General features: G+C 71.8%; 18 protein-coding genes and 3 tRNA genes. 7 read left to right on the top strand and 14 right to left on the bottom strand.

Annotated elements, in window-relative coordinates:
* Positions 1 to 258: hypothetical protein (locus AC1C2W_RS19350; RefSeq protein WP_495414038.1), on the top strand; the 258-nt coding region annotated here is incomplete at its 5' end.
* 124 nt (positions 259 to 382) lie between these two features.
* On the opposite strand, the gene putP is transcribed toward AC1C2W_RS19350, so the two are convergent.
* From putP to AC1C2W_RS19335, 3 genes are all read right to left on the bottom strand, one after another.
* On the bottom strand, positions 383 to 1,894 hold the full coding sequence (gene putP / locus AC1C2W_RS19345) for a sodium/proline symporter PutP (protein WP_495414037.1): 1,512 nt from the start codon (positions 1,892 to 1,894) through the stop codon (positions 383 to 385).
* A gap of 191 nt (positions 1,895 to 2,085) precedes the next feature.
* A tRNA-Arg gene (locus AC1C2W_RS19340) sits at positions 2,086 to 2,158 on the bottom strand.
* 168 nt (positions 2,159 to 2,326) lie between these two features.
* A tRNA-Ser gene (locus AC1C2W_RS19335) sits at positions 2,327 to 2,418 on the bottom strand.
* Between the two features lie 112 nt (positions 2,419 to 2,530).
* Here AC1C2W_RS19335 and AC1C2W_RS19330 point away from each other — a divergent pair.
* Positions 2,531 to 4,375: a GMC oxidoreductase gene (locus tag AC1C2W_RS19330; RefSeq protein ID WP_495390703.1), complete on the top strand. Its 1,845-nt coding sequence runs from the start codon at positions 2,531 to 2,533 to the stop codon at positions 4,373 to 4,375.
* A gap of 93 nt (positions 4,376 to 4,468) precedes the next feature.
* On the opposite strand, the gene AC1C2W_RS19325 is transcribed toward AC1C2W_RS19330, so the two are convergent.
* The 5 genes from AC1C2W_RS19325 to AC1C2W_RS19305 all read right to left on the bottom strand — a co-directional run bounded on the left by AC1C2W_RS19325 (position 4,469) and on the right by AC1C2W_RS19305 (position 10,163).
* Positions 4,469 to 4,553, bottom strand: a tRNA-Ser gene (locus AC1C2W_RS19325).
* 54 nt (positions 4,554 to 4,607) lie between these two features.
* The gene (locus AC1C2W_RS19320; RefSeq protein WP_495390716.1) at positions 4,608 to 5,261 is read right to left on the bottom strand and encodes a GTP-binding protein; all 654 of its coding nucleotides are present in this window, start codon (positions 5,259 to 5,261) and stop codon (positions 4,608 to 4,610) included.
* Positions 5,262 to 5,529: 268 nt separating this feature from the next.
* The gene (locus AC1C2W_RS19315; protein WP_495390702.1) at positions 5,530 to 5,946 is read right to left on the bottom strand and encodes a DUF742 domain-containing protein; all 417 of its coding nucleotides are present in this window, start codon (positions 5,944 to 5,946) and stop codon (positions 5,530 to 5,532) included.
* Between the two features lie 10 nt (positions 5,947 to 5,956).
* The gene (locus AC1C2W_RS19310) at positions 5,957 to 6,406 is read right to left on the bottom strand and encodes a roadblock/LC7 domain-containing protein (RefSeq protein WP_495390701.1); all 450 of its coding nucleotides are present in this window, start codon (positions 6,404 to 6,406) and stop codon (positions 5,957 to 5,959) included.
* Positions 6,407 to 6,440: 34 nt separating this feature from the next.
* The gene (locus tag AC1C2W_RS19305) at positions 6,441 to 10,163 is read right to left on the bottom strand and encodes a sensor histidine kinase (RefSeq protein WP_495414036.1); all 3,723 of its coding nucleotides are present in this window, start codon (positions 10,161 to 10,163) and stop codon (positions 6,441 to 6,443) included.
* Positions 10,164 to 10,320: 157 nt separating this feature from the next.
* Between AC1C2W_RS19305 and AC1C2W_RS19300 the strand changes: the two genes are divergently transcribed.
* Together AC1C2W_RS19300 and AC1C2W_RS19295 are read left to right on the top strand one after the other, a co-directional pair.
* Positions 10,321 to 11,325, top strand: a complete 1,005-nt coding sequence (locus AC1C2W_RS19300; RefSeq protein WP_495390699.1) for an NAD(P)H-quinone oxidoreductase — start codon at positions 10,321 to 10,323, stop codon at positions 11,323 to 11,325.
* A 67-nt stretch (positions 11,326 to 11,392) separates the two neighbouring features.
* Entirely contained in the window at positions 11,393 to 12,025 is a 633-nt protein-coding gene (locus AC1C2W_RS19295) for a bacterial proteasome activator family protein (RefSeq protein WP_495390698.1), read from the top strand.
* A gap of 60 nt (positions 12,026 to 12,085) precedes the next feature.
* Here AC1C2W_RS19295 and AC1C2W_RS19290 read toward each other — a convergent pair whose 3' ends face one another.
* Complete coding sequence (locus AC1C2W_RS19290; RefSeq protein WP_495414035.1) at positions 12,086 to 12,958, bottom strand: EamA family transporter; 873 nt, start codon at positions 12,956 to 12,958, stop codon at positions 12,086 to 12,088.
* A 200-nt stretch (positions 12,959 to 13,158) separates the two neighbouring features.
* Between AC1C2W_RS19290 and AC1C2W_RS19285 the strand changes: the two genes are divergently transcribed.
* Positions 13,159 to 13,623, top strand: coding sequence for a DUF805 domain-containing protein (locus AC1C2W_RS19285; protein ID WP_495414034.1), 465 nt, complete (start codon positions 13,159 to 13,161; stop codon positions 13,621 to 13,623).
* Between the two features lie 87 nt (positions 13,624 to 13,710).
* On the opposite strand, the gene AC1C2W_RS19280 is transcribed toward AC1C2W_RS19285, so the two are convergent.
* From AC1C2W_RS19280 to AC1C2W_RS19270, 3 genes are all read right to left on the bottom strand, one after another.
* Positions 13,711 to 14,673: a carbohydrate ABC transporter permease gene (locus tag AC1C2W_RS19280; RefSeq protein WP_495390695.1), complete on the bottom strand. Its 963-nt coding sequence runs from the start codon at positions 14,671 to 14,673 to the stop codon at positions 13,711 to 13,713.
* Positions 14,670 to 15,659 carry a carbohydrate ABC transporter permease gene (locus AC1C2W_RS19275; protein WP_495390694.1) on the bottom strand — a complete coding sequence of 330 codons (990 nt, stop codon included), beginning with the start codon at positions 15,657 to 15,659 and terminating at the stop codon, positions 14,670 to 14,672. Before AC1C2W_RS19275 ends, AC1C2W_RS19280 begins: the two co-directional genes overlap by 4 nt.
* A 116-nt stretch (positions 15,660 to 15,775) precedes the next feature.
* Positions 15,776 to 17,176 (bottom strand): ABC transporter substrate-binding protein, encoded by a 1,401-nt coding sequence (locus tag AC1C2W_RS19270; protein WP_495414033.1) that lies wholly within the window; start codon positions 17,174 to 17,176, stop codon positions 15,776 to 15,778.
* Between the two features lie 230 nt (positions 17,177 to 17,406).
* Between AC1C2W_RS19270 and map the strand changes: the two genes are divergently transcribed.
* Positions 17,407 to 18,189 carry a type I methionyl aminopeptidase gene (map, locus tag AC1C2W_RS19265; RefSeq protein ID WP_495414032.1) on the top strand — a complete coding sequence of 261 codons (783 nt, stop codon included), beginning with the start codon at positions 17,407 to 17,409 and terminating at the stop codon, positions 18,187 to 18,189.
* 59 nt (positions 18,190 to 18,248) lie between these two features.
* On the opposite strand, the gene AC1C2W_RS19260 is transcribed toward map, so the two are convergent.
* Both AC1C2W_RS19260 and serS read right to left on the bottom strand, forming a co-directional pair.
* Positions 18,249 to 19,064: an HAD family hydrolase gene (locus AC1C2W_RS19260; RefSeq protein ID WP_495390691.1), complete on the bottom strand. Its 816-nt coding sequence runs from the start codon at positions 19,062 to 19,064 to the stop codon at positions 18,249 to 18,251.
* Positions 19,064 to 20,338 carry a serine--tRNA ligase gene (serS, locus tag AC1C2W_RS19255; RefSeq protein WP_495390690.1) on the bottom strand — a complete coding sequence of 425 codons (1,275 nt, stop codon included), beginning with the start codon at positions 20,336 to 20,338 and terminating at the stop codon, positions 19,064 to 19,066. Before serS ends, AC1C2W_RS19260 begins: the two co-directional genes overlap by 1 nt.
* 214 nt (positions 20,339 to 20,552) lie before the next feature.
* Between serS and AC1C2W_RS19250 the strand changes: the two genes are divergently transcribed.
* A complete protein-coding gene (locus AC1C2W_RS19250) occupies positions 20,553 to 21,653 on the top strand; it encodes a diacylglycerol/lipid kinase family protein (protein ID WP_495390715.1) in 1,101 nt (366 codons plus the stop codon).
* The last annotated feature ends 155 nt before the right edge of the window (positions 21,654 to 21,808 follow it).

Raw genomic sequence — 21,808 nt, 5'->3', positions numbered from 1 at the left:
CCGACGCACACCCACAAGACCAGGACCTTCGTCCTGACCCCGCCGGGGGCAACTCCTCAAACTTACCAGACCCGATTCTCTCTTCCAAATCCGTCCGATCTGCTGATCGGAGAGATTTCAGAGAATCACGACCTCGTTCCCACCGGCAGGAATGCGCGAAGCATCCCGTCCGTGAAGGTGTGGGTTTCAGTCCCGGCCCGGCCATCGGTACCCAGCCTCTCGGCTGTCTCCTCGATGTCCGTCGGCCTGTCGGGCTGACGTTGCAGAACATTACCCGGGACAGGCCATCGGTGCAACGTGGCCGGACGTGGCGCGCGCCACGTCCGGTCACGACGCCCCGGCGAGCCCCGGGATCGTGCGTCGCGGTCAGCCCGCGACGCCCTCAGGAGGCGACGGCCTCGGTCTCCGGGGCGTCTCCGCGCGCCAGTCGGCGGGCGGCCTCGAACTCCTCGAGCACCGCGCCGTCCGGGCGCGCTGTCAGGAGGCTGACGACGACCGCGACCACGAGCCCGAGCGCGAAGCCCGGGATGATCTCGTAGAGGGAGTCCGCGAGGGACGACCGCCCCCAGACGAAGGCGACGGCCGCCCCGGCGACCATCCCGGAGAGGGCGCCCCACCGCGAGAGCCGGCGCCAGTAGAGGCTCAGGATCACGATCGGCCCGAAGGCCGAGCCGAACCCGGCCCACGCGAACCCGACCAGGTCGAGGATCGACGACGTGCGGTCGAGGGCGATCAGAGCGGCGACGAGCGCGACCAGGAGGACGCCCGCCCGGCCCAGCATGACCTCGGCCCGCGTGCTCATGCGCAGGCCGGTCATCCTCACCAGGTCCTCCACGAGGGCGGACGACGAGACGATGAGCTGCGACGAGATCGTGGACATGATCGCCGCCAGCACGGCCGCCAGGACCAGGCCGGCCACCAGCGGGTGGAAGAGCAGCTGGGCGAGGACCAGGAAGACGGTCTCCGGGTTGTCGAGGGTGAGGCCGTCGGCGTTGGCGTACGCGACGCCCACGAGCCCGGTCAACACGGCGCCGAGGGCGGTCACGAACATCCAGCTGATCCCGATCCGTCGCCCGGCGCGAGCATCCTGGGGGCTGCGGATCGCCATGAATCGCACGATGATGTGCGGCTGACCGAAGTAGCCCAGGCCCCACGCGAGGGCGGAGATCACCCCGGTCGCGGACGCACCCGCGAAGAAGGACAGGTGATCGGTGCCGTCCTGCACGTCGACGGCGCGGATCCCTTCGAGCACCGCGCCCCAGCCGCCCAGGTCCACGATCGCCATCACCGGGACGGCGACGAGCGCCGCCAGCATGAGCAGGCCCTGGGCGACGTCGGTCCACGTCGCTCCGAGGAACCCGCCGAAGAGCGTGTAGGCGAGGGTCACGCCGCCGACGACGAGGAGCCCCGTCAGGTAGTCGAGACCGAACGAACTCTCGAAGAACGTGCCGCCGGCCACCATGCCCGACGAGACGTAGAAGGTGAAGAAGACCAGCACGATCACGCCGGCCGCGATGCGCAGCAGGTGCGCGGGGTCGCGCAGACGGTTGTCGAAGAAGCTGGGGATGGTGATCGAGTTGTTCGCGACCTCCGTGTATGCCCGGAGGCGCGGCGCGACGAACTTCCAGTTGAGCCAGGCCCCGACCGTGAGGCCGATCGCGATCCAGGCCTCGACGAGACCGGTCGCGTAGATGGCACCGGGCAGGCCCATGAGGAGCCAACCAGACATGTCGGACGCCCCGGCGCTCAGCGCCGCCACGCCCGGAGGCAGCTTCCGACCGCCGAGCATGTAGTCGTCCAGGTCGTCGGTCCTGCGGTAGGCGGCGTAGCCGATGGCCAGCATCGCCAGCATGTACGCGACGATCGCGATCGTCTGCCAGGTCTGATCGCTCATGCGATCGATCACCCTCTCGGTCGTGTAGTGCAGCGTCTGGCGCTGGGAGCGTCGACCGCCGCCAGCTGCGCGACGGACCGGGGCCAGGTCAGGACGCGGTCGGCGCTGACCTCGCTGCTGTACCACCCCATAGGAGCCGAAAACACCAACGGCCCGATCCTGGGTGAGGATCGAGCCGTTGTGCATTTCGGTGCGCCCGAAGGGATTCGAACCCCCAACCTTCTGATCCGTAGTCAGATGCTCTATCCGTTGAGCTACGGGCGCATTCGTGACCGGTGCTCACGCACCGACCGACCAGAACATTACAGGCCCCGGGCCGGTTCCCCAAACCGAAGGGACCCACCGTGATGCAGGACACCGGCCGGTATGGCGCGGGCCCGGCGAAGCAGGGCAACAGAAAAGGCCCCGGGCGTTGAGCAGCCGGAGCCTTCCTGGCGGAGACGGCGGGATTTGAACCCGCGAACGAGTTGCCCCGTTACCACCTTAGCAGGGTGGCGCACTAGACCAGACTATGCGACGTCTCCTCGCGGAAGCACAGCACCACCGCGGCGCCCACACTAGCCGTCGAGCCTGCCCGGGGGCAAAGCCGCGCGCCGTCGACCGCACCACACCCTGGGCCGCGCTACGGTCTCGCGCATGCTGGACGACGACGACCAGAACCACGACCAGGACCACGACCAGGGCCGGGACCGCCACCAGGACCACGACGACGGCCGAACGCGGCCCGACGACTACGACGTCCTCGTGATCGGCTCGGGATTCGGCGGCAGCGTCGCCGCCCTCCGGCTGACCGAGAAGGGCTACCGCGTCGGCGTGCTCGAGGCGGGGCGCCGATTCGCCGACAACGAGCTACCGCGCACCTCCTGGGACCTGCGACGCTTCCTATGGGCGCCCGCCCTGGGCTGCTTCGGGATCCAGCGTATCCACCGGCTCCGGGACGTGCTCGTCCTCGCGGGCGCAGGCGTCGGCGGCGGTTCGCTCGTCTACGCCAACACCCTCTACCGGCCGCTCGACCCCTTCTGGTCCGACCCTGCCTGGGCGCACGTCACCGACTGGAAGGCGGAGCTCGGGCCCTACTACGACCAGGCGGAGCGGATGCTCGGCGTGGTGGACTACGACCGCACCACCCCGGCCGACGAGCTGGTGCGCGACGTCGCCGAGGAGCTCGGGGTCGGCCAGACGTTCCGCAAGGCACGCGTGGGCGTCTACCTCGGCGACGACGCCGAGCGGCCGCGCGGCGCGGGTGCGCCGGCCGTCCCGGACCCGTTCTTCGGCGGCGCCGGGCCGGACCGCAACCCGTGCCTGCACTGCGGCGAGTGCATGACCGGCTGCCGCCACAACGCCAAGAACACTCTGGTGAAGAACTACCTGCACCTCGCGGAGCGGGCCTCGGCCCAGGTGCACCCGCTCACCTCGGCGACGGCGGTCGTGCCCCGAGCCGACGGCGGGTACGACGTGCGCACGCACCGCACCGGCCGGGCATGGGCCGGCCGGCGCACCTATCGGGCCCGGCAGGTCGTGCTCGCCGCCGGGACCCTCGGCACCCAACGGCTGCTGCACGCGATGCGGGACAGCGGCGAGCTGCCGCGCCTCTCCGACCGGCTGGGGCACCTGACGCGGACCAACTCCGAGGCCCTGCTGGGCGCGATGCGGCCCACCCGGCGCGGGCAGGTGGGCGAGCCCGACTACTCCGAGGGCGTGGCTATCACGTCGTCCTTCTACCCGGACGAGCAGACGCACGTGGAGCCGGTCCGGTACGGGCGCGGGTCCAACGCGATGGGCCTGCTGCAGACCGTGCTCGTCGACGGCGTGGAACCGGGCGAGGGCCCTCGCTGGCGCCGCTGGCTCGGGGAGCTCTGGCGCCAGCGGCGCCACGTTCCCGCGCTCTACGACCTGCGCGGCTGGTCGCAGCGCACCGTCATCGCGCTGGTGATGCAGAGCCGCGACAACTCCCTGACCACGTTCACCCGGCGCGGGCCGCTCGGACGACGCCTCACCTCCCGCCAGGGCACCGGTGCCCCCAACCCGACCTGGATCCCGGTGGCCCACGACGCGGTGCGCGCGATGGCGGACCGCATGCGCGGCCTTGCCGGCGGCAGCGCGGGCGACCCGTTCGACGTGCCGATGACCGCGCACATCCTGGGCGGCTGCACGATCGGGGAGACGCCCGAGACCGGCGTCGTCGACCCCTACCAGCGCGTGCACGGGCACCCCGGCCTGCACGTGCTCGACGGGTCGGCCGTCACGGCGAACCTCGGCGTCAACCCGTCGCTGACCATCACCGCGCAGGCGGAGCGGGCGTGCGCCCTGTGGCCCAACGCCGGCGAGGAGGACGCCCGGCCACCCCTCGGGTCCGACTACGTCGTCGTCCCGCCCGTCACCCCGCGCCGGCCCGTGGTGCCGGCCACCGCACCCGCGGCGCTGCGCCTGCCGGTCGACCTCCCGCTCCCCCGCGTGCGGCCCGTCACCGAGCCCGCCTGATCTCCCGGCGAGCACAGGCGGACTACGAGCGGGCACGGGACAGGCCCGGCCCCGGCTGCTGCCGGGACCGGGCCTGCGTGCGCACCGCTGGCGCGGAGGGCGAGGGATTCGAACCCCCGGTGCATTGCTGCACAACGGTTTTCAAGACCGTCACATTAGGCCGCTCTGTCAGCCCTCCCCGCGGGCGTGGCCGAGCCCTCCCGCGCGGGTCCCCAGTGTAGTGGGGCGAACGTCAGGAGCTGGCGCCCGAGCGCAGCTGGCGCATCGCCAGCTGCACGAGTGAGATGAGCGTCTGCTTCGTGGCCGCGCGCGAGCGGGCGTCCGTGTAGAGCATCGGCACGTGCGCGGGAATCTGCAGCGCCTCGCGCACGTCCTCGATCCGGTGCTTGGCGACGCCGTCGAAGCAGTTGACGCCGACGACGAAGGGCACGCCCCGCGACTCGAAGTAGTCGATCGCGGGGAAGCACTGCTCCAGCCGGTCGGTGTCGACGAGCACGACGGCGCCGATGGCGCCGCGGATCAGGTCGTCCCACATGAAGAGGAAGCGGTCCTGACCCGGTGTGCCGAACAGGTAGAGCCACAGGTTGCCCGGCAGCGCCACCCGCCCGAAGTCCATCGCCACGGTGGTGGTGGTCTTGCGGTCGGACACGCCGCCCGCGTCGTCGACCCCCACCGAGTGCTCCGTCATCGCGGCCTCGGTGTTCAGCGGCTCGACGTCCGAGATGGAACCGATGAACGTCGTCTTGCCGACCGCGAAGCCTCCCGCGACGACGATCTTCGTGACGGTCGGCGCGGTGGTCGGCTGCGACGTGGCCGGCGCGGGGGCCGCACCGGCAGGCGCCTGCGCGGCTGCCTGCTGCGGCGCCGTGGTGGGCTGGGCCGGCACCTGCTGCGCCACCGGGCGCGGCGCCGGCTGGGCCGACGCCGGCACCCCGGTGATCGGGCCCGGGGCCGCGGCCGCCGGGGCCTGTGTGGCCACGCCGCCGTCCGCCCGGCCCGTCGCCGGGGCACCGCCGAGCACGCTCTGCCGCACCGGCGCACCGCCCGCCAGCGGGGCGCCACCGCCGGCCGCCGGCGGGTTCACCGCGCCGGCGGTCTGCGAGACCGGCGCCCACGCCGGGGAGATCCCCCCGGACGCACCGGGCGTCGGGCTGTCAGAGGGTGGAAATGCCATTGAGAACACTCTCCAAGACGCTCAGGGACAGGCCCGAGTGGGAACTGCCGTGACCCGTGTGGACGTTGACCGGGGTCGAGGTGTGCACGGTGATGTGCCCCTCCTCCTGCATGTCCGCGACCAGGATTCGGACGACACCGAGGGGCATGCGCAGCAGCGCGGAGAGCTCGGCGATCGAGACGTAGGTGTGCGCGGCGTGCTGCAGGATCGCCCGCTTCTCCGGGGTGAGGCCGACGCTGGTGACCCCACCCGGCATCACCTCGACCAGCGCCTCGAGGGGTAGGTCGGACAGGGCGGAACGAACGCGGCCACCGGTGACCGCGTAGGGGCGCACCGTGGAGGCTTCGTAGCCGTCCGCCGCGTGCGCACCCAGAGAGCCGAACGATGCGTGCGTCATGGTCGCGACCTCATCCCACCCGCGCGGAGCGTGTCGAGCCGTCCACCGGAAGGGTGCCGCGCATCTCCGAGATCAGCTGCGGGGTGAGCGTGGCTTCCGTGCGCGACACGAGCAGCGCCATCTCGTAGCCGATGAGCCCGATGTCGCAGGAGGACTCGGCAACCACGGCCAGGACGGAACCGTTCGAGACGTTCATCAGGAACAGGAACCCGTTGTCCATCTCGACGACGGCCTGCCGCACGTTGCCGCCGTCGAGCTGGCGGGCCGCGCCGCGCGTCAGGCTCGACATCCCCGAGACGATCGCCGCGAGCTGGTCACCGCTGGTGCGGTCGAGCTGGTCGGTCATCGCCATGAGCAGACCGTCGGCCGAGACGACGAGCGTGTGACGGCTGCCTGGGACGGTCCGCACGAAGTTGTCGAGAAGCCACCCGAAGTTGGTCGCTTCAGTACTGAGGGTCACGCTTCCTCCTCATCAGGTACGCCGAAGGCGCAGGTCACCGCGAATACGGCGCGGATCCAGGGACATCATTCACGGTAGGGGCGGGTGTCGTCGAGGCCCCGAGGGCTCCGGCGTCGGACCGACCGCGGCTCGTCGCCGACTGGAAGGCCGAGAGGCGGGATCGAAGCTGCTCGGGATCCCGGTCGATCCGCGCGGTGAACCGGTCCGCCGACGACGTCGCCTCACCCGTCCGCTGGCGGCGTGCAAGCCCCCCGGCCGCGTTCGCGACCGTCGTCGGGCGGTACGTCTGCTCGTTCGTCGAAGTCACGTTCCCTTCCTGGAAGACGCCGCGCTGCAGCATCGTGGACATCTCCTCGTAGAGGACGGCCGACGCCATCCACTCCGAGCGCGCCTCGACGGTGTCGGGCACGAAGTGCGGGTCCAGCGGGTCGCTCGCCGCCGGCTCCGTGGGGCGCAGCGGGAGCACCGACCCGCCGTAGCCCGTCGGTGCGGGTGCCGGCTCGTCACGCGCGACCGGACGGGGCTCCGCCGCCGGCGGTGCTGCCGGTGCGACAGGTGCCGGAGGCTCCTCGAACCGCGGAGCCGGCTCCTGCGGCCAGACCGGCTCCGGTGCTGCGGCCTGGGTGGGGTCGAAGCCGGTGGGGTCGAACCCGCCCGCCTCGACCGCCGCGGGAGCGGGTGCCTGTCCCGCCGTCTCCTCGGCCGAGGGCTTGCGCCCGAACAGGCCGCGCTTGCGCCCCTGGGGCGCCGCGCTCTCCCGCGCGGCACGCCGCGTCGGCAGGTCGGAGATGAGGTCCTCGAACGCGGGAAGCTCCTGGAACGCGTCCTGACCGACCGACGACGCGGCCGGGGCCGGGGTGACAGGTTCGAACGAACCGATGCCGGGCTCGTACGCGTCGTACGACGGCCGCGCGGCGCGCTCGTGCACCTCTCGGACGACCGGGTCGAACGACGACGTGACGGGCTCCGGGTAAGCAGACGGCGCGGGCGCCGGCGGCACCGGCTCCGGGCGGATCGGCTCGACCGGGTCGACGTCGCGCGTCGGCAACGCGGCCACCGGGGCCTGCTCGGTGGCAGGCCGGTAGGGCGCGGGTCGCGACGGCTCCACTGCCTCGGCCGGGAACTCGACGGCGCCGGCCGCCGGGGCGACCGGCCGCACGGCGGCGTGCCCCGCCGCAGGAACGTCCTGGACAGGCTGCAGCGGCGCGAGCTGGTCGGGAAGCGCCGCGGGGTCCTCCGTGACCGCATCGAGCCGGAGCGTGCTCTCGGTGTCGTGGGCGTCGATCGACCCCATCGACCGGAAGCTCGAGAACATCCCCGCGCGCTGGTCGACCCCGAGCACCGGCGCGGTCATCGGCTCCGGCTCGGCCACCACCCGCTCGGGCTGCGCCCGGTGCCGGCTCGGCAGGGAGGACGACGGCTCGACGCCGGTCGGCGGACGCCACGTGTCGGTCGTGGTCTCGTCCACGAGGTCCGGCAGCTCTGGCGTGGCGAGCGGGGGCAGCACGATCGGGCCCGTGTCGGGCCGCGCGCCCGCACCGGCCGACGCGTTTTCGGTCGCAGTGTCGGTCCGCCGGCGACGGGGCATACCGACCGATGTCGTGCCGTCCGTGAGGGCGTCGAGGTCGACCGGCAACGCCGCCGGAGGCTCCGGGGTGGCCGGAAGGTCCGGGGCGAGCCATGCCGACGCGGATGCCACCGCAGGGGTCGGCGTGGTGAGGGCGTCCTCCGCGATATGCGCCGCCGGTGCCGGCGCCGGTGCCGGTGCCGGTGCCGGTGCCGGTGCCGGTGCCGGTGCCGGCTCGACCGTCGGTACCGAGGTGGTGCCGACGGCCGCCCGTCCGACGTCCGGCCCGCCCAGGCTCGCGGCGGCGCTCTGCGTCCCCGCCTCCAGCGGGTCCGTCGGCTGCGGCAGCGGCAGCGCGTCGTCGGGCAGGAAGAGGTCCGCGGGGAAGGACACGGTGACCTCGGTGCCCGCGCCGGCCCCACCGATGCCGTAACGGACGCGCGCCTTGAGGCGGTCCGCCAGTCGGCCGACCACGAAGAGTCCGAGGCGCTGGGCGCCCACCGCGTCCGACGCGGCCCGGCTCGACACCTTGATGTTGGCGTCGGCGATCTCCTCGGGGCTCATCCCGAGGCCGCGGTCACGGACCGTGACGACGACTCCGCGCTCGTCGCGCGAGGTCGAGACCTCGACCGGCGTGTGCGGCTCGGAGAACATCGTGGCGTTCTCGAGGAGCTCCGCCAGCAGGTGCGCAGCGCTCAGCGCGTTGTGGCCCAGCATGTGCGGGTCGACCTGCAGGTTGAGCCGCACCCGGTCGTAGAGCTCGATCTCGGAGGACGCCGTACGGACCACGTCGGAGATCGGCATCGGGTTGCGCACCCGCCGGCCCGAGTCGATGCCCGCGAGGACCAGCAGCGACTCCGCGTTGCGTCGCATACGGGTGGCCAGGTGGTCGAGCCGGAAGAGGTTCGACAGCGTGCTCGGGTCCTCCTCGGACCGCTCCAGCTCGTCGAGGAACGAGAGCTGGCGGTTGAGCAGCACCTGGTCGCGCCGGGCAACGTTGACGAACATCTCGGCGATCGCGCCGCGCAGCGCCGCCTGCTCGCGCGCGACGACCATCGTCACCTCGTTCACCTCGTTGAACGCGGCGGCGAGGCGCCCGATCTCGTCGGCCGACTCGACCGGGACCTGCACGAGGTCGATCGCGGGCGCCTGGCCGGGCACGGCCATCTGCTCCACCATGCGGGGCAGGCGGTCACGGACCTCCGCCGTCGCCGCCGTCAGGCGGGCCAGCGGCCGCACGATGCCGCGGGCGATCACCAGCGCGAGCAGGAACGACAGGAGGACGACGCCGAACGCCGCGGCGCCGGTGAGCAGCGCCGCCGTCCGCGCGTCGTCCGCCAGACCGTCCGAGTAGACGGTGGTCGCGTCGCGCACCTCGTCGCGCACCGGCTGGGCGGCGTCCACCCAGCCCTGCGAGATCTCGTTCCACTCCGCGACGGCCTCTTTGTCGAGGCCCGAGAGGTTCAGGTAGCGCAGCTGGAGCCGCAGCTGGTCCAGGTCCTTGTCGTAGGCCGGCAACTCGAGCTTGCCCGGGATCCGGTCGAGCTGTTCCTGCGCCTCGGCGCGCAGCGAGTCCGTGGCCTGCAGCGCCGTGACCATCCGGCCGTTCATGTCGGCGCTCGGCGTGTTGCCCTTCCCGACGGCGGCGAGCACGCCTCCCGCGATCGGCCGCTCCAGCGTGTTGGACAGCATCGCCTGGTCCAGCGCGACGTACGCCTCGATGTGCCGCGCAAGCCCGGCGTCGACGCTGCTCTGCGCTACCGAGCGGGGCAGGTCCAGCGCGTTCTCGCTCAGCGCCGTGTACTGCTCGGTCGCCCGAGACTCCGTGATCTGTCCGGAGATGACGTGGCGCTGCAGCTCGTCGAGGACCGTCCGGTCACGGAGGGTGCGCGAAACCGCGTCCTGCACGTTGGCCGTCAGCGTGCTGACGTCGAGGGCCTCGAGCGCCTGGTCGCGCGCGTCGAGCGCCCGGTCGGTCTCTTCCTGCGCCTTGACGAGGGCCTTCTTGGCGTGAGGGATCCCCACCTCCGCCGCGATGTTCGCCGCGCGCTCTGCCGCGACGGCCGAGCCCGCGGCGTCCTGCAGCTCGAGGGAGGCCATCAGCGCCGCCGTCTGCTCGGCCTGGCGGTTCTCCTGTAGGGACTGCCAGGTGATCCAGCTCGCCGTCAGGGCCAGGACGAAGATCGGCACGGCGAGTGTCGCAAGGATTTTCCCGCGAACGCCCAACCTGCGGAGCATCTGAACCTCTCTCCATCACTGTCGTCGAGGAGCGGACCGGCACGTCGCCGTCCGCACCCCAGGTGGGTGCCATCACGTCCGGCACCACTCCGCGCGCCCGGGTGGGCTGATGAGCGCGGGGGTAGGCTCCATCGGTGTGCGAGCGGTCACGATATCTGCACCCGGCGGTCCAGGGAAACTCGCCCTATCCCATATCAACCTAGACAAACCAGGCATTGGCGAGGTTCTGATCGAGGTTGCCGCCGCGGGCGTCAACCGCGCTGACCTGCTTCAACGTGCTGGACACTACCCTCCCCCGGCGGGTGTTCCCGAGTGGCCGGGGCTCGAGGTCTCGGGTACGGTCCGCGAACTCGGGCCCGGAATCACGGACTGGGCACCCGGTGATCGCGTCGTCGCGCTGCTCGAGGGCGGCGGGTATGCGGACCAGGTCGTGGCCCGGTCCGCCCAGGTGCTGCCCCTGCCGGACGGCGTGGACCTCGTGGATGCCGCAGGCCTCCCCGAGGCCGTGTGCACGGCATGGACCAACCTCGTGGACACCGGCCGGCTGCGCGCCGGCGAGAGCGTGCTGGTGCAAGGCGGGTCTGGCGGCGTGGGCAGCATCGCGATCCAGCTCGCCGCCGCGCTCGGCGCCCGGGTGATCGCCACGGCCGGCGGCCCGGAACGCGCGGCCCGGTGCGTCGAGCTCGGCGCCGAGGTCGGCGTCGACCACCGGGCACAGGACGTCGTGGCGGCTGTGCGCGAGGCGACGGACGGCCGGGGCGTCGACATCGTGCTCGACGTCCTCGGCGCGGGCGGCCTGCGGGACAACGTGCGGGCTCTCGCCCCCGGCGGGCGCCTGGTCGTCATCGGGCTCCAGCAGGGCCGCCGCGGCGAGCTGGACCTGAACGCCCTCATGGCCAAGCACGCCTGGGTCACCGGCACGCTGCTGCGTCCGCGCTCCCCCGAGGAGAAGGCCGCGCTCGTCGCGGCGGTGCGCGAACACGTGTGGCCCATGATCGAGGACGGGCGCGTGCGGCCCGTCGTACACGCCCGCGTGCCGTTCGACGAGGCACCCGTGGCGCACGAGCTGATGGAGTCCGGAGTGCCGTTCGGCAAGGTGCTGCTGGTCCCCTGACCTCCCCCGTCACGACCCGCGCCCGGCCGACCGGCCGCCGTCGGCCACCTGGGCCACACTGGGAGGCATGACCGAGAGCGACGCGAGCAGTCGAGACCAGTCCGATCCGCAGCCCGACGCGCAGCCCGACGAGCCCCGCCCCCGCGTGGTCAACCCCGACGGCGAGGCCCCTGAACCCGGGGGCGCGGCCGGGGACCCGGAGGCCGCCGGCGGGCCCGACGAGATTTCGCGCATCGAGGAACCCGCGAAGGTCATGCGCATCGGCGGCATGATCAAACGGCTGCTCGACGAGGTGCGCGACGCCCCGCTCGACGACGCGGCCCGCACCCGCCTGGCCGAGATCCACGAGCGCTCCCTCACCGAGCTGGAGGAGGGCCTCTCCCCCGACCTCGTCGAGGAGCTGCACCGGATCACGCTGCCGTTCACCGACGACGGCGTGCCGTCCGACGCCGAGCTGCGCGTGGCCCAGGCACAGCTCGTGGGCTGGCTCGAGGGGCTCTTCCACGGCATCCAGACGGCGCTCGTCGCGCAGCAGATGGCCGCGCAGGCCCAGCTCTCCCAGATGCGCCGGGCCCTGCCGCCAGGGGCACACCCCGCCCCGTTCGGACCCGGCGGCCCCGGAGGAGCCGGCAGCCCGGACGCCGGGCCTGGTCGGCCGGGTCCGGACGACCGTCGTCCCTCCCCCGGCCAGTACCTCTAGCGGCCGTACTCCGCCGAGGCGCGTCTGAACTACCTCGCGCGATTTCGAACTACCTCGGCGTCAGGTGCGCGCAGTCATGGCGATGGCGCCGGACACGAGCGCGAGCCCCGCAAGCTCGGGCCAGGTGGGGATCTGCCGCAGGGCGACGGCACCGACGAGCACGGCGGTGGCGGGCAGCAGGGCGAGCAGCACCGAGAAGGTCGCCGTCCCCACGCGGCGGAGCACCACCTGGTCGAGCACGTACGGCACGACCGACGAACCGACGGCCACCACCAGCAGAAAGAGGAGCAGGCGGGCGTCCGTCACGACGGTCGGGGCCGACGACGCGAAGAACGGGGCGAACACGATCGCCCCCGCGGCCATCCCGACGGCGAGCCCGTCGAGACCGGAGCCCGCCCCGGCGACCCGCTTGCCCAGCACGATGTACCCGGCCCAGCAGGCCCCCGCGGCGAGCGCCGCCGCCAGCCCGATCAGGACGTCCTCGCGCGGGAGCCCGGAGCCGAGCGTGACGCCCGCGAGGAGCACCACCCCCGCCGCCGCGACGGCGATCGCCGCGCGCTCTCGCCAGCCGCGCCCGGTGACCGCCGCGACCGCCACGGGACCGAGGAACTCGATCGCCACGGCGGTACCGAGCGGCAGGTGGTCCACCGCCACGTAGAAGACCACGTTCATCGCCGCGAGAACGACACCGAAGATCCCGGCCGCGACGAGGTCGCGCCTCGTCCAGCGCCGCCGCCAGGGGCGGCGCCACGCCAGGAGCACGAACGCGGCCAGCACCACGCGCCACCAGCTCACGACGGGCGGCCCCAGCAGCGCGAACAGCCCCACCGCGACGGCCGCCCCGGCGTACTGCGTGAGGCCGGAGGCCACGAACAGCAGGGGCGCCGGCGCACGGTCCGGCCCGAGGCGGGGAGGATGGGCGGGGGTCGGCACCCCGGGAGCATATGGCGGCCCGGCGGCGCCGCGCCTTTGGGGCATGGGGAGTTCTCCCCAGATAGGATGTGGACAAAATGTGGCAGATCCCTGGACGCACGGTGTACGCGCGCCCTACGCTCACGGGGCTGCGAGCGGCATCGGCGATGCCGGGCGCCTCGCGCCGCACTCCCCCCTTTCACCGACCCAGTGAGGCCGTCATGTCCTTCTCGGACGCGATCAAATCCGTCTTCTCGCAGTACGCCAACTTCTCGGGCCGCGCGCGCCGCTCCGAGTTCTGGTTCTGGTACCTCTTCTTGGTGATCGTCGTCGTCGCGGTGGGCATCATCACCGGGATCACCGCCGGCGCCTCGTACGACGACGCCGCCCAGAGCTTCGGCGGCGGGTTCTACGGCGTCACGACGTTGTCCGGGCTGGTCTGGCTGGCCCTGGTGCTTCCGACGCTCGCCGTCTCCGTGCGCCGCCTGCACGACCAGGACCGTTCCGGCTTCTTCTGGTTCCTCAGCCTGATCCCGGGCGTCGGCGGGATCATCATGATCGTGCTCTACGTCCAGCCCGGCACCGTGGGGCCCAACCGCTTCGGCGCGGACCCGAAGGGCGCACTGCTTCCCGCCCCGCCGTACGGCACCCCGGTGGGTGGCCCCGCGGCCCCGCCCGCGGTCTGACACACCCCGCACGATGACGGCGGCCCGGGCACTGGTCTCGAGACCAGTGCCCGGGCCGCCGTCGTCGTTCCTGACGGTCTGGTCTGCTCAGCCCTTGACGGCGCCCGCGAGCATGCCGCGCACGAAGAACCGCTGGAGCGCGATGAACACGACCAGCGGCACGATCATGGAGATGAACGCGCCGGCGGTGAGGAGATACCAGTCGCCGCCGCGGGTGCCGGCCAGCTCGGCGATCTTGACCGTGAGCGGCTGGTACTCCGGGCTGGCGAAGGTCAGGCCGACGAGGAGGTCGTTCCACACCCACAGGAACTGGAAGATCCCGAACGACGCGATCGCGGGGATCAGCAGCGGGAAGAGCACCCGGAAGAAGATCTTGACGTGCCCGGCCCCGTCGACCCGCGCGGCCTCCACCAGCGACGCCGGGATGTCCTTCATGAAGTTGTGCAGCAGGAAGATCGCCAGCGGCAGAGCGAAGATCGAGTGCGACAGCCACACCGTCCAGTAGCTGCCGTTGACGTCCCAGTTGACGTAGTCCGACAGCAGCGGCACCAGCGCGATCTGCAGCGGCACCACCTGCAGCGAGAACACCGCGACGAACAGGAAGTTGCGTCCCGGGAACTTGATCCACGCGAACGCGTACGCGGCCAGCAGCGAGAGCGAGATCGGGATGAGGACCGCGGGGATCGTGATGACGAACGAGTTGATGAAGAACGTCGACAGGTCGTTGCTGTTCCCGTAGAGCGCCTCGTTGTAGTTATCCATCGTGAACTCGGCGGTCCCGTTGAACAGGCCGCCGAACACCGTCCACCAACCGCTGCTCCGGATGTCGTCCTGCGGCCGGAACGACGTGATCAACAACCCGAGCGAGGGGATCGTCCACAGGATGGCGATGATGATCGCGATGCCCGAGGCCCACGGGGAGCTCAGCTTTCCCCGGGTGGCGATCGCGCGCTTCTCCAGCCGCGAGAGCTTGCGCATCCGCTGCTGCGGCACGTCCGCGTCGAGGAGGGAGCCCGCGGCCGTCTGGCCGGGCGTGGGGGTCGAGGTCATCGGATCTCCTCCGACTTGCGCATCTGCCGCACGTTGTACGCGATGATCGGGATCACCAGGATGAACAGGACCACGGCGAGCGCCGCTGCGAGCCCCTGGTTCCCCTGCCGGAACGCCTGCGTGTAGAACTCGTTCGCCACGACCTGGGTGCCGAACTGGCCGCCCGTCATCGTGCGGACGATGTCGAACGCCTTGAGCGTGCCCATCGCGATCGTGGTGAGCACGACGACGAGGGCCGGGCGGATGCTGGGCACCGTGATGTAGCGGAACATCCCCATGCCATGCAGCCCGTCGAGGCGCGCGGCCTCGACGATGTCGTCCGGGATCGCCTTGATGGCCGCGGAGAGCACCGTCATCGCGAACCCGGTCTGGATCCAGATCATCACCACGATGAGGAACCAGGTGTTCCAGGGCTGCCCGATGAGGAACTGCTGCGGGGGCAGGCCGACCCACACCAGGACCTGGTTGAGCAGGCCGATCTGATCGATTCCGGGCTGGTCGGGCCGGAACTCGTAGACGAACTTCCAGACGATCGACGCGCCCACCATCGAGATCGCCATCGGCAGGAACACGAGCGCCTTGGCGAGCTTCTCGAACCGGGTGCGGTCGACCAACACCGCATACGCCAGGCCGATGAAGGCGCTCAACAGAGGCGCGAGGATCACCCAGGCCGCGGTGACCACGAGCACGTGCTGGAACTGGCCCTCGGTGAAGGCACGCACGTAGTTGTCGAACCCGATGAACTCGGTGCCGTTGCGGTTGAAGAACGACTGCCACAGGGTGATCAACCCGGGGCGCACCAGACCGTAGGCGAGGAAGAGCAGGGGTACGCCGACGAAACCCAGCGCCACCACCCACGACGGGATCCGCTTGGGTCGGTCCACCAGGAACAGGATGATGCCCATCACGGCGGCGAACAGGGCCACGGCGACCACCATGAGCAGGAGCTTCTGCCCGGTGGTATCGGGCTCGAGCAGCCAGGTCATCGACGACCTCCTCGAGGAGTGGGAACGAGAGGCAGGGCGCACGATCCGGGCACATCGTCAGCGATGTGCCCGGATCGTGCGGACGAGCGGGGCTCAGACGTCCGCGTCGACGGGTCTCAGCTGGGCCAGGACGCCTCGATCTGGTCGACGACCTCCTGGGTGCTCGACCCCGTGAGCCAGTCCACGATGCCGGTCCAGAACGTGCCGGCACCGACCTCGCCGGGCATGAGGTCGGACGCGTCGAACGCGACGACCGTGTCCGGGTCCGACAGGACGCCGGCGACGTACTGGTCGAACTCCGTGGAGAGGTTCTCCGGGTCGAGCCCGCTGTTGGCACTCACCCAGCCGCCGTCGGGCGTCGAGAGCGCCTTCTGGTTGGCCCAGTCCGCGCTCGAGAGGTAGGTCTGGAAGGCCTGCACCTCGGGGCGGTCGTTGAACGCCGCCACGAACTCGCCGCCGCCGAGCATCGGCTTGGCGTCGGTCTGGTCGGTCGGCAGGTAGAACGCGAAGACGTCGCCGTCCTCCGACACCTCGGTGCCCTCCGGCCACTGCGTCTGGTAGAAGTTCGCGGCACGGTGCAGCCAGCAGTTGCCGTCGAGGATGCCGTTGCCGGCGTCGGTCCACGACTGCGTGGCGATCGAGTCGACCTCGCCGAGCCCGGCGTTGACGTAGTCGGGGTTCTTGAGGATCTCCCCCGCCGTGTCCCAGGCCTCGACGACCTGCGGGTCGTTGAACGGGATCTCGTGCGTGTACCACTGCTCGTAGGCATCGACCCCGGCGGTACGGAGCATCACGTCCTCGATGAAGTCGGTGCCCGGCCAGCCGGTGCCGTCACCGGACTCGACGCCCGCGCACCAGACCTTGGCGCCGTCGTTGTCGTCGCTGATCTGCTGGGTGAGGTCCATCATCTCGGTCCACGTCTGCGGCACCTCATACCCCGCGTCCGCGAACATCGACGGCGAGTACCAGACGAACGACTTGGCGTTCGCGCCGAGCGGCGCCGCGTAGAACGTGCCGTCGACCGTGCCGTACCCCTTCCACGTCTCGTTGAAGAACTCGTCGACGTTGGCGGCCGTCGCGTCGGGCGCGGGCTGGATGGCGTCGGGGTAGTCCGTGACGATCGTGTTGAGCAGGCCCGGCTGCGGCAGGTACGCGATGTCGGGCGCGTTGCCCGCCTTGATGCGCACCTGGAGCTGCGCCTCGAACTCACGTGAGGGCTCGTACTCGACGGTGACCCCCGTGCACTCCTCGAAGGCGTCGTAGGAGGCCTGCTGGGTGGCGCCCTCGGGGTCGACGATGGAGGTGTAGACCTCCACCGTCTTGCCGTCGATGTCGCCGAACTCCTCGTAGGCCGAGCAGTCGATCGAGGCGGCGGACGCGCTGCCGCCGTCGCCGCCGTCACCACCACCGCCGTCGCCGTCCGGGTCGCTGCAGGCCGCGAGCACGAGCGCGAGGCCCGCACCGCCGGCTGCCAGCGCCAGAGCGCGTCGCCGCGCCGTCGTCATTCGTGTGGTCATGCCAAGCTCCTCCACTGCGTCGTGGTCCACGGAAGTTGCCCACCGGTGGCGGCCCGTGATCCTCAAGGTCCCCTGACCGGGATACTGCCTCCCCCTGGAGTCGATCGCACCTGCACCCCCTGGTGCAAGTTCTCGCAACGCGTTTCACGGTCACGACTCGGTGACGATTCGTGACACCCTGAGACTCCACCGACCCCACCACCGCGTCACAGCACTGCGAGAGGACCGTCATGATCGAGCTGAGGAGCCCGCGAGAGATCGACCAGATGCGCCCCGCGGGCCGCTTCGTGGCCGAGGTACTCACCGCGGTGCGGGACGCCGCCGACGTCGGGGTGAACCTGCTCGAGCTGGACGCTCTCGCGCACCGCATGATCCGCGACCGCGGTGCCGAGTCCTGCTACATCGACTACCACCCGTCGTTCGGCGCGATGCCGTTCGGCAAGGTGATCTGCACGTCGGTGAACGACGCGGTGCTGCACGGGCTACCCCACGACTACGCGCTGCGCGACGGCGACCTGCTGAGCATCGACTTCGCCGCGGCGGTGGACGGCTGGGTGTCCGACTCGGCCGTGTCGTTCGTCGTCGGCGCCTCGCCCACGCCGCAGCGCGCGGCGGCGGACGCGAAGCTCATCGAGACCACCGAGGTGGCGCTGGAGGCGGGCATCGCCGCCGCCACCGTCGGCCACAAGGTCGGCGACATCTCCGCCGCCATCGCCAAGGTCGCCCGCGGCGCCGGCTACGAGATCAACACCGACTTCGGCGGCCACGGCGTCGGCCGCACCATGCACGGCGACCCGCACGTGCCCAACGACGGCCGCGCCGGCCGCGGCTTCCCGCTCAAGGCGGGCCTCGTCATCGCCATCGAGCCGTGGTTCCTCGAGACCACCGACGAGATCTTCACCGACCCCGACGGCTGGACCCTCCGCGCCGCCGACGGGTCGCGCGGCGCCCACAGCGAGCACACCATCGCCATCACCGACGACGGCCCGATCGTCCTCACCGCCCGCGGCTGACACCGCCGAGATAGAGAACCCAGTTCGCCGAGATAGAGAAGCTCGGGGAACTGGGTTCTCTATCTCGGCGTCAGGGAGAGCAGCACGGGGACGACGCCGTCCTCGTCGACGGTGCCGGTGACCTCGTCGGCCGCCCCGCGCACGAGGTCGTCCGCGTGCCCCATCGCGACGCCGCGCGCGGCCCAGCCCAGCATGTCGACGTCGTTGTGCCCGTCGCCGACGGCGACGGTCGCGCGCGGGTCCACGCCGAGGCTGCCGCGCAGCCGTTCCAGAGCGGACGCCTTGGTGACGCCGCGGGGCGCCACGTCCATCCACGCCGTCCAGCCGACGGCGTAGGTGACGTCGCCGAGGCCGATCCGCGCCGCCATCTGGCTGAACTCCTCGGGGGTGCGCTCGGGGTCGCGAATGATGACACGCGTCACCTCGCGGGCCCAGAGCTGCTCGAAATCCACGATCTGATGCTCCCCTTCGAGCTCGCCGTCGGGCAGCAGCGCGTTCATGCGAAATCCCACGCCGATGTCCTCGACCGCGTACCGGGCGTCGGGCAGCTCCTCGCGCAGCAGGCGCAGCGCGGGCTCGGGGTCGAACGTCACGACCTGGTCCACCGCCCAGCCGTGCGGGGTGCCCGGGTCGAGGCGCACCGTCACCGCGCCGTTGGAGGACACCATCCACCCGGTGGTGATGCCCAGCAGCTCGGCCACCGGCATCATCGCGATAAGCGACCGGCCGGAGGCCAGCACCACGTGGTGCCCGGCCGCCTGGACCTCCGCAACCGCCTCGTGCACCGCGGGCGACAGCCCGCCGTCGTACCCGAGCAGCGTGCCGTCGATGTCGAGGGCGACCAGGTGCGGCGCCCCCGCCGGGACGTCCGCCATCAGCGCGCGACCGGTTCGAGGACCTCGAGGCCGCCCAGGTAGGGCCGGAGGCCCTCGGGGACGCGGACCGAGCCGTCCGGCTGCTGGTGGTTCTCCAGGATGGCGACGATCCACCGGGTGGTGCCGAGCGTGCCGTTGAGCGTGGCGACGGGGCGCGTGGAGCCGTCGGGCGTGCGCTCGCGCACCCCCAGGCGGCGGGCCTGGAACGTGGTGCAGTTCGACGTCGAGGTGAGCTCGAGGAACCGCTCCTGCGTGGGCAGCCACGCCTCGCAGTCGAACTTGCGGGCGGCCGACGTGCCGAGGTCGCCGGCGGCGGTGTCGATGACGCGGTAGGGAAGCTCGACCTTGGCGAGCATGGCCTCCTCCCACGCGAGCAGGCGCTGGTGCTCGACGGCGGCCTCCTCCGGCGGGCAGTAGCTGAACATCTCCACCTTGTGGAACTGGTGCACGCGGATGATGCCGCGGGTGTCGCGGCCCGCGGCGCCGGCTTCGCGCCGGTAGCACGCGCTCCAGCCGGCGTACCGTTTCGGGCCCGCCGACAGGTCGAGGATCTCGTCCGCGTGGTAGCCCGCGAGCGCCACCTCGCTGGTGCCGACCAGGTACAGGTCGTCCTTCTCGAGGTGGTACACCTCGTCCGCGTGGCTGCCGAGGAAGCCGGTGCCGCGCATCGTCTCGGGCTTGACCAGGGTCGGGGTGATCATCGGCGTGAAGCCCGCGCTCACCGCCTGGTCGATCGCGGCGTTGAGGATCGCGAGCTCGAGGCGGGCGCCGATGCCGGTGAGGAAGTAGAACCGCGACCCCGAGACCTTCGCCCCGCGGGCGGTGTCGATCGCGGCCAGGCCCTCGCCCAGCTCCAGGTGGTCACGCGGCGTGAAGCCCTCGGCCGCGAAGTCGCGCGGGCTGCCGACCTGCTTGACGACGTCGAAGTCCTCCTCGCCGCCGGGAGGCGCGCCCTCGACCACGTTGGCGATGCGGTAGAGCAGCTCGTCGACGTGCTTCTCCGCGCTCGACGCCTCCGCCTGCCGCGCCTTGACCTGCTCAGCCAGGTGCTTCGTGCGCGTCAGCAGCTCCGCCTTCTCGTCGCCCTGCGCCTTCGCCACCTGCTTGCCGAGCGCCTTCTGCTCCGCGCGCATCGACTCGAACTCGGTCAGGGACGAGCGACGGCGCGCGTCGGCGTCGAGCGCCGCGTCCACGAGGGCGGGGTCGTCGCCACGGGCCAGCTGGCTGGCGCGGACGACGTCAGGGTTGTCGCGGAGGAGTCGGAGGTCGATCACGCCCGCCAGCCTAACCGGCCGGCGTCGTGCGGCCCGGGGAGACCACCCGGAACTACCTCGCGCCATTTCGAACTACCTCGCGGGGTTCCGAACTACCTCGCGGGGTTCCGAACTACCTCGCGGGGTTCCGAACTACCTCGCGGGGTGGCGGACGTCTCGTCTGGCTCAGCGGGTCGCGGGGTGGGAAACGTCGTAGGTTGCGCTCATGGCGCTCATGCCGGGAGAACTCGTGGTGGGGATCGTCGTGCTGGCGATCGCGCTCGTCGCGCTCACGGTGATGCTCGTGGGGTGGCGGCGGGCGCGGGGGCGCGAGCGCGCCCTCGACGAGCGGGACGCGCAGCGCGCGCAGGAGGACGGGTCGCAGGGCATGCGGCTCGCGGTGGTCATCAACCCGTCCAAGGAAGGCTCCGCGGAGGTGCGCGCCGTCGTCGAGCGCATGTGCGGGGACGCGGCCCTGCCGGCGCCCCTCTTCTACGAGACCACCGTGGAGGACCCGGGCACGGGCCAGGCGCGGCAGGCGCTCGCCGACGGGGCGGACGTGGTGGTCGCCGTGGGCGGCGACGGCACGGTGCGGGCAGTCGCCGAGGCGCTCACCGGGACCGGGCACGCCATGGGGCTCATCCCCGTCGGGACCGGCAACCTGCTGGCCCGCAACCTCGACCTACCGCTGGCGTCGGTCACCGAGGCGCTCGCCGTCGTGCTCGGCGGCAGCGACCGGGCCATCGACGTCGGCAGGGCGCGCGTGGCCGAGTACGCCCCGGACGAGGAGCCGCCGGACGACCCGGACCGGGCGCACATCTTCCTCGTCATCGCCGGGCTCGGTTTCGATGCCGCGATGGTCGCGGACACGGACGACCAGCTCAAGGCCCGGGTCGGCTGGGTGGCGTACTTCCTCGCGGGGGCGCGGCACCTGCACGGGCGCAGGATGCACGCCACGATCCGCCTCGACGACGGCGACGCGGTGGAGGCCCGGCTGCGCAGCTTCATGGTCGGCAACTGCGGCCGGCTGCCGGGCGGCCTCACCCTGCTCCCGGACGCCATCATCGACGACGGCGAGCTCGACGTGGCCGCGATCGATACGCGCGGCGGTCTGGCGGGGTGGGCGCAGCTCCTGGGCGAGGTCGTGGCGCAGGGCATCGGCGTCCGCAACGACCTGCCGGGCAAGATCGGCCGTATCGACCACACACGGGCGCGCCGTGCCGTCATCCGCGTGGACGAGGGCGAGCAGGCGCAGGCCGACGGCGACCCGCTCGGGCGCGCCGTCGAGTTCGAGACCTGGGTGGAGCCCGGGGCTCTCGTGGTGCGCACCCCCTGACGCCGGAGGTGCAGCGGAGGGTGGGGCCGAGGCACGAGGACCCGCCCGCAGCGCAACCGCAGGCGTCCGGCGCACAGGACGGGATGATCGCGTGAACGTCCCGGTCGGGCCGGGACCCCGAGGAGGCCACGAGGACCGCCCCGCATAGGGTGGCC

It is taken from the genome of Isoptericola sp. Y581, from assembly GCF_059445475.1.
The sequence above is the reverse complement of the archived record's forward strand: the minus strand, read 5'-3'. Positions and strand labels throughout refer to the sequence as shown.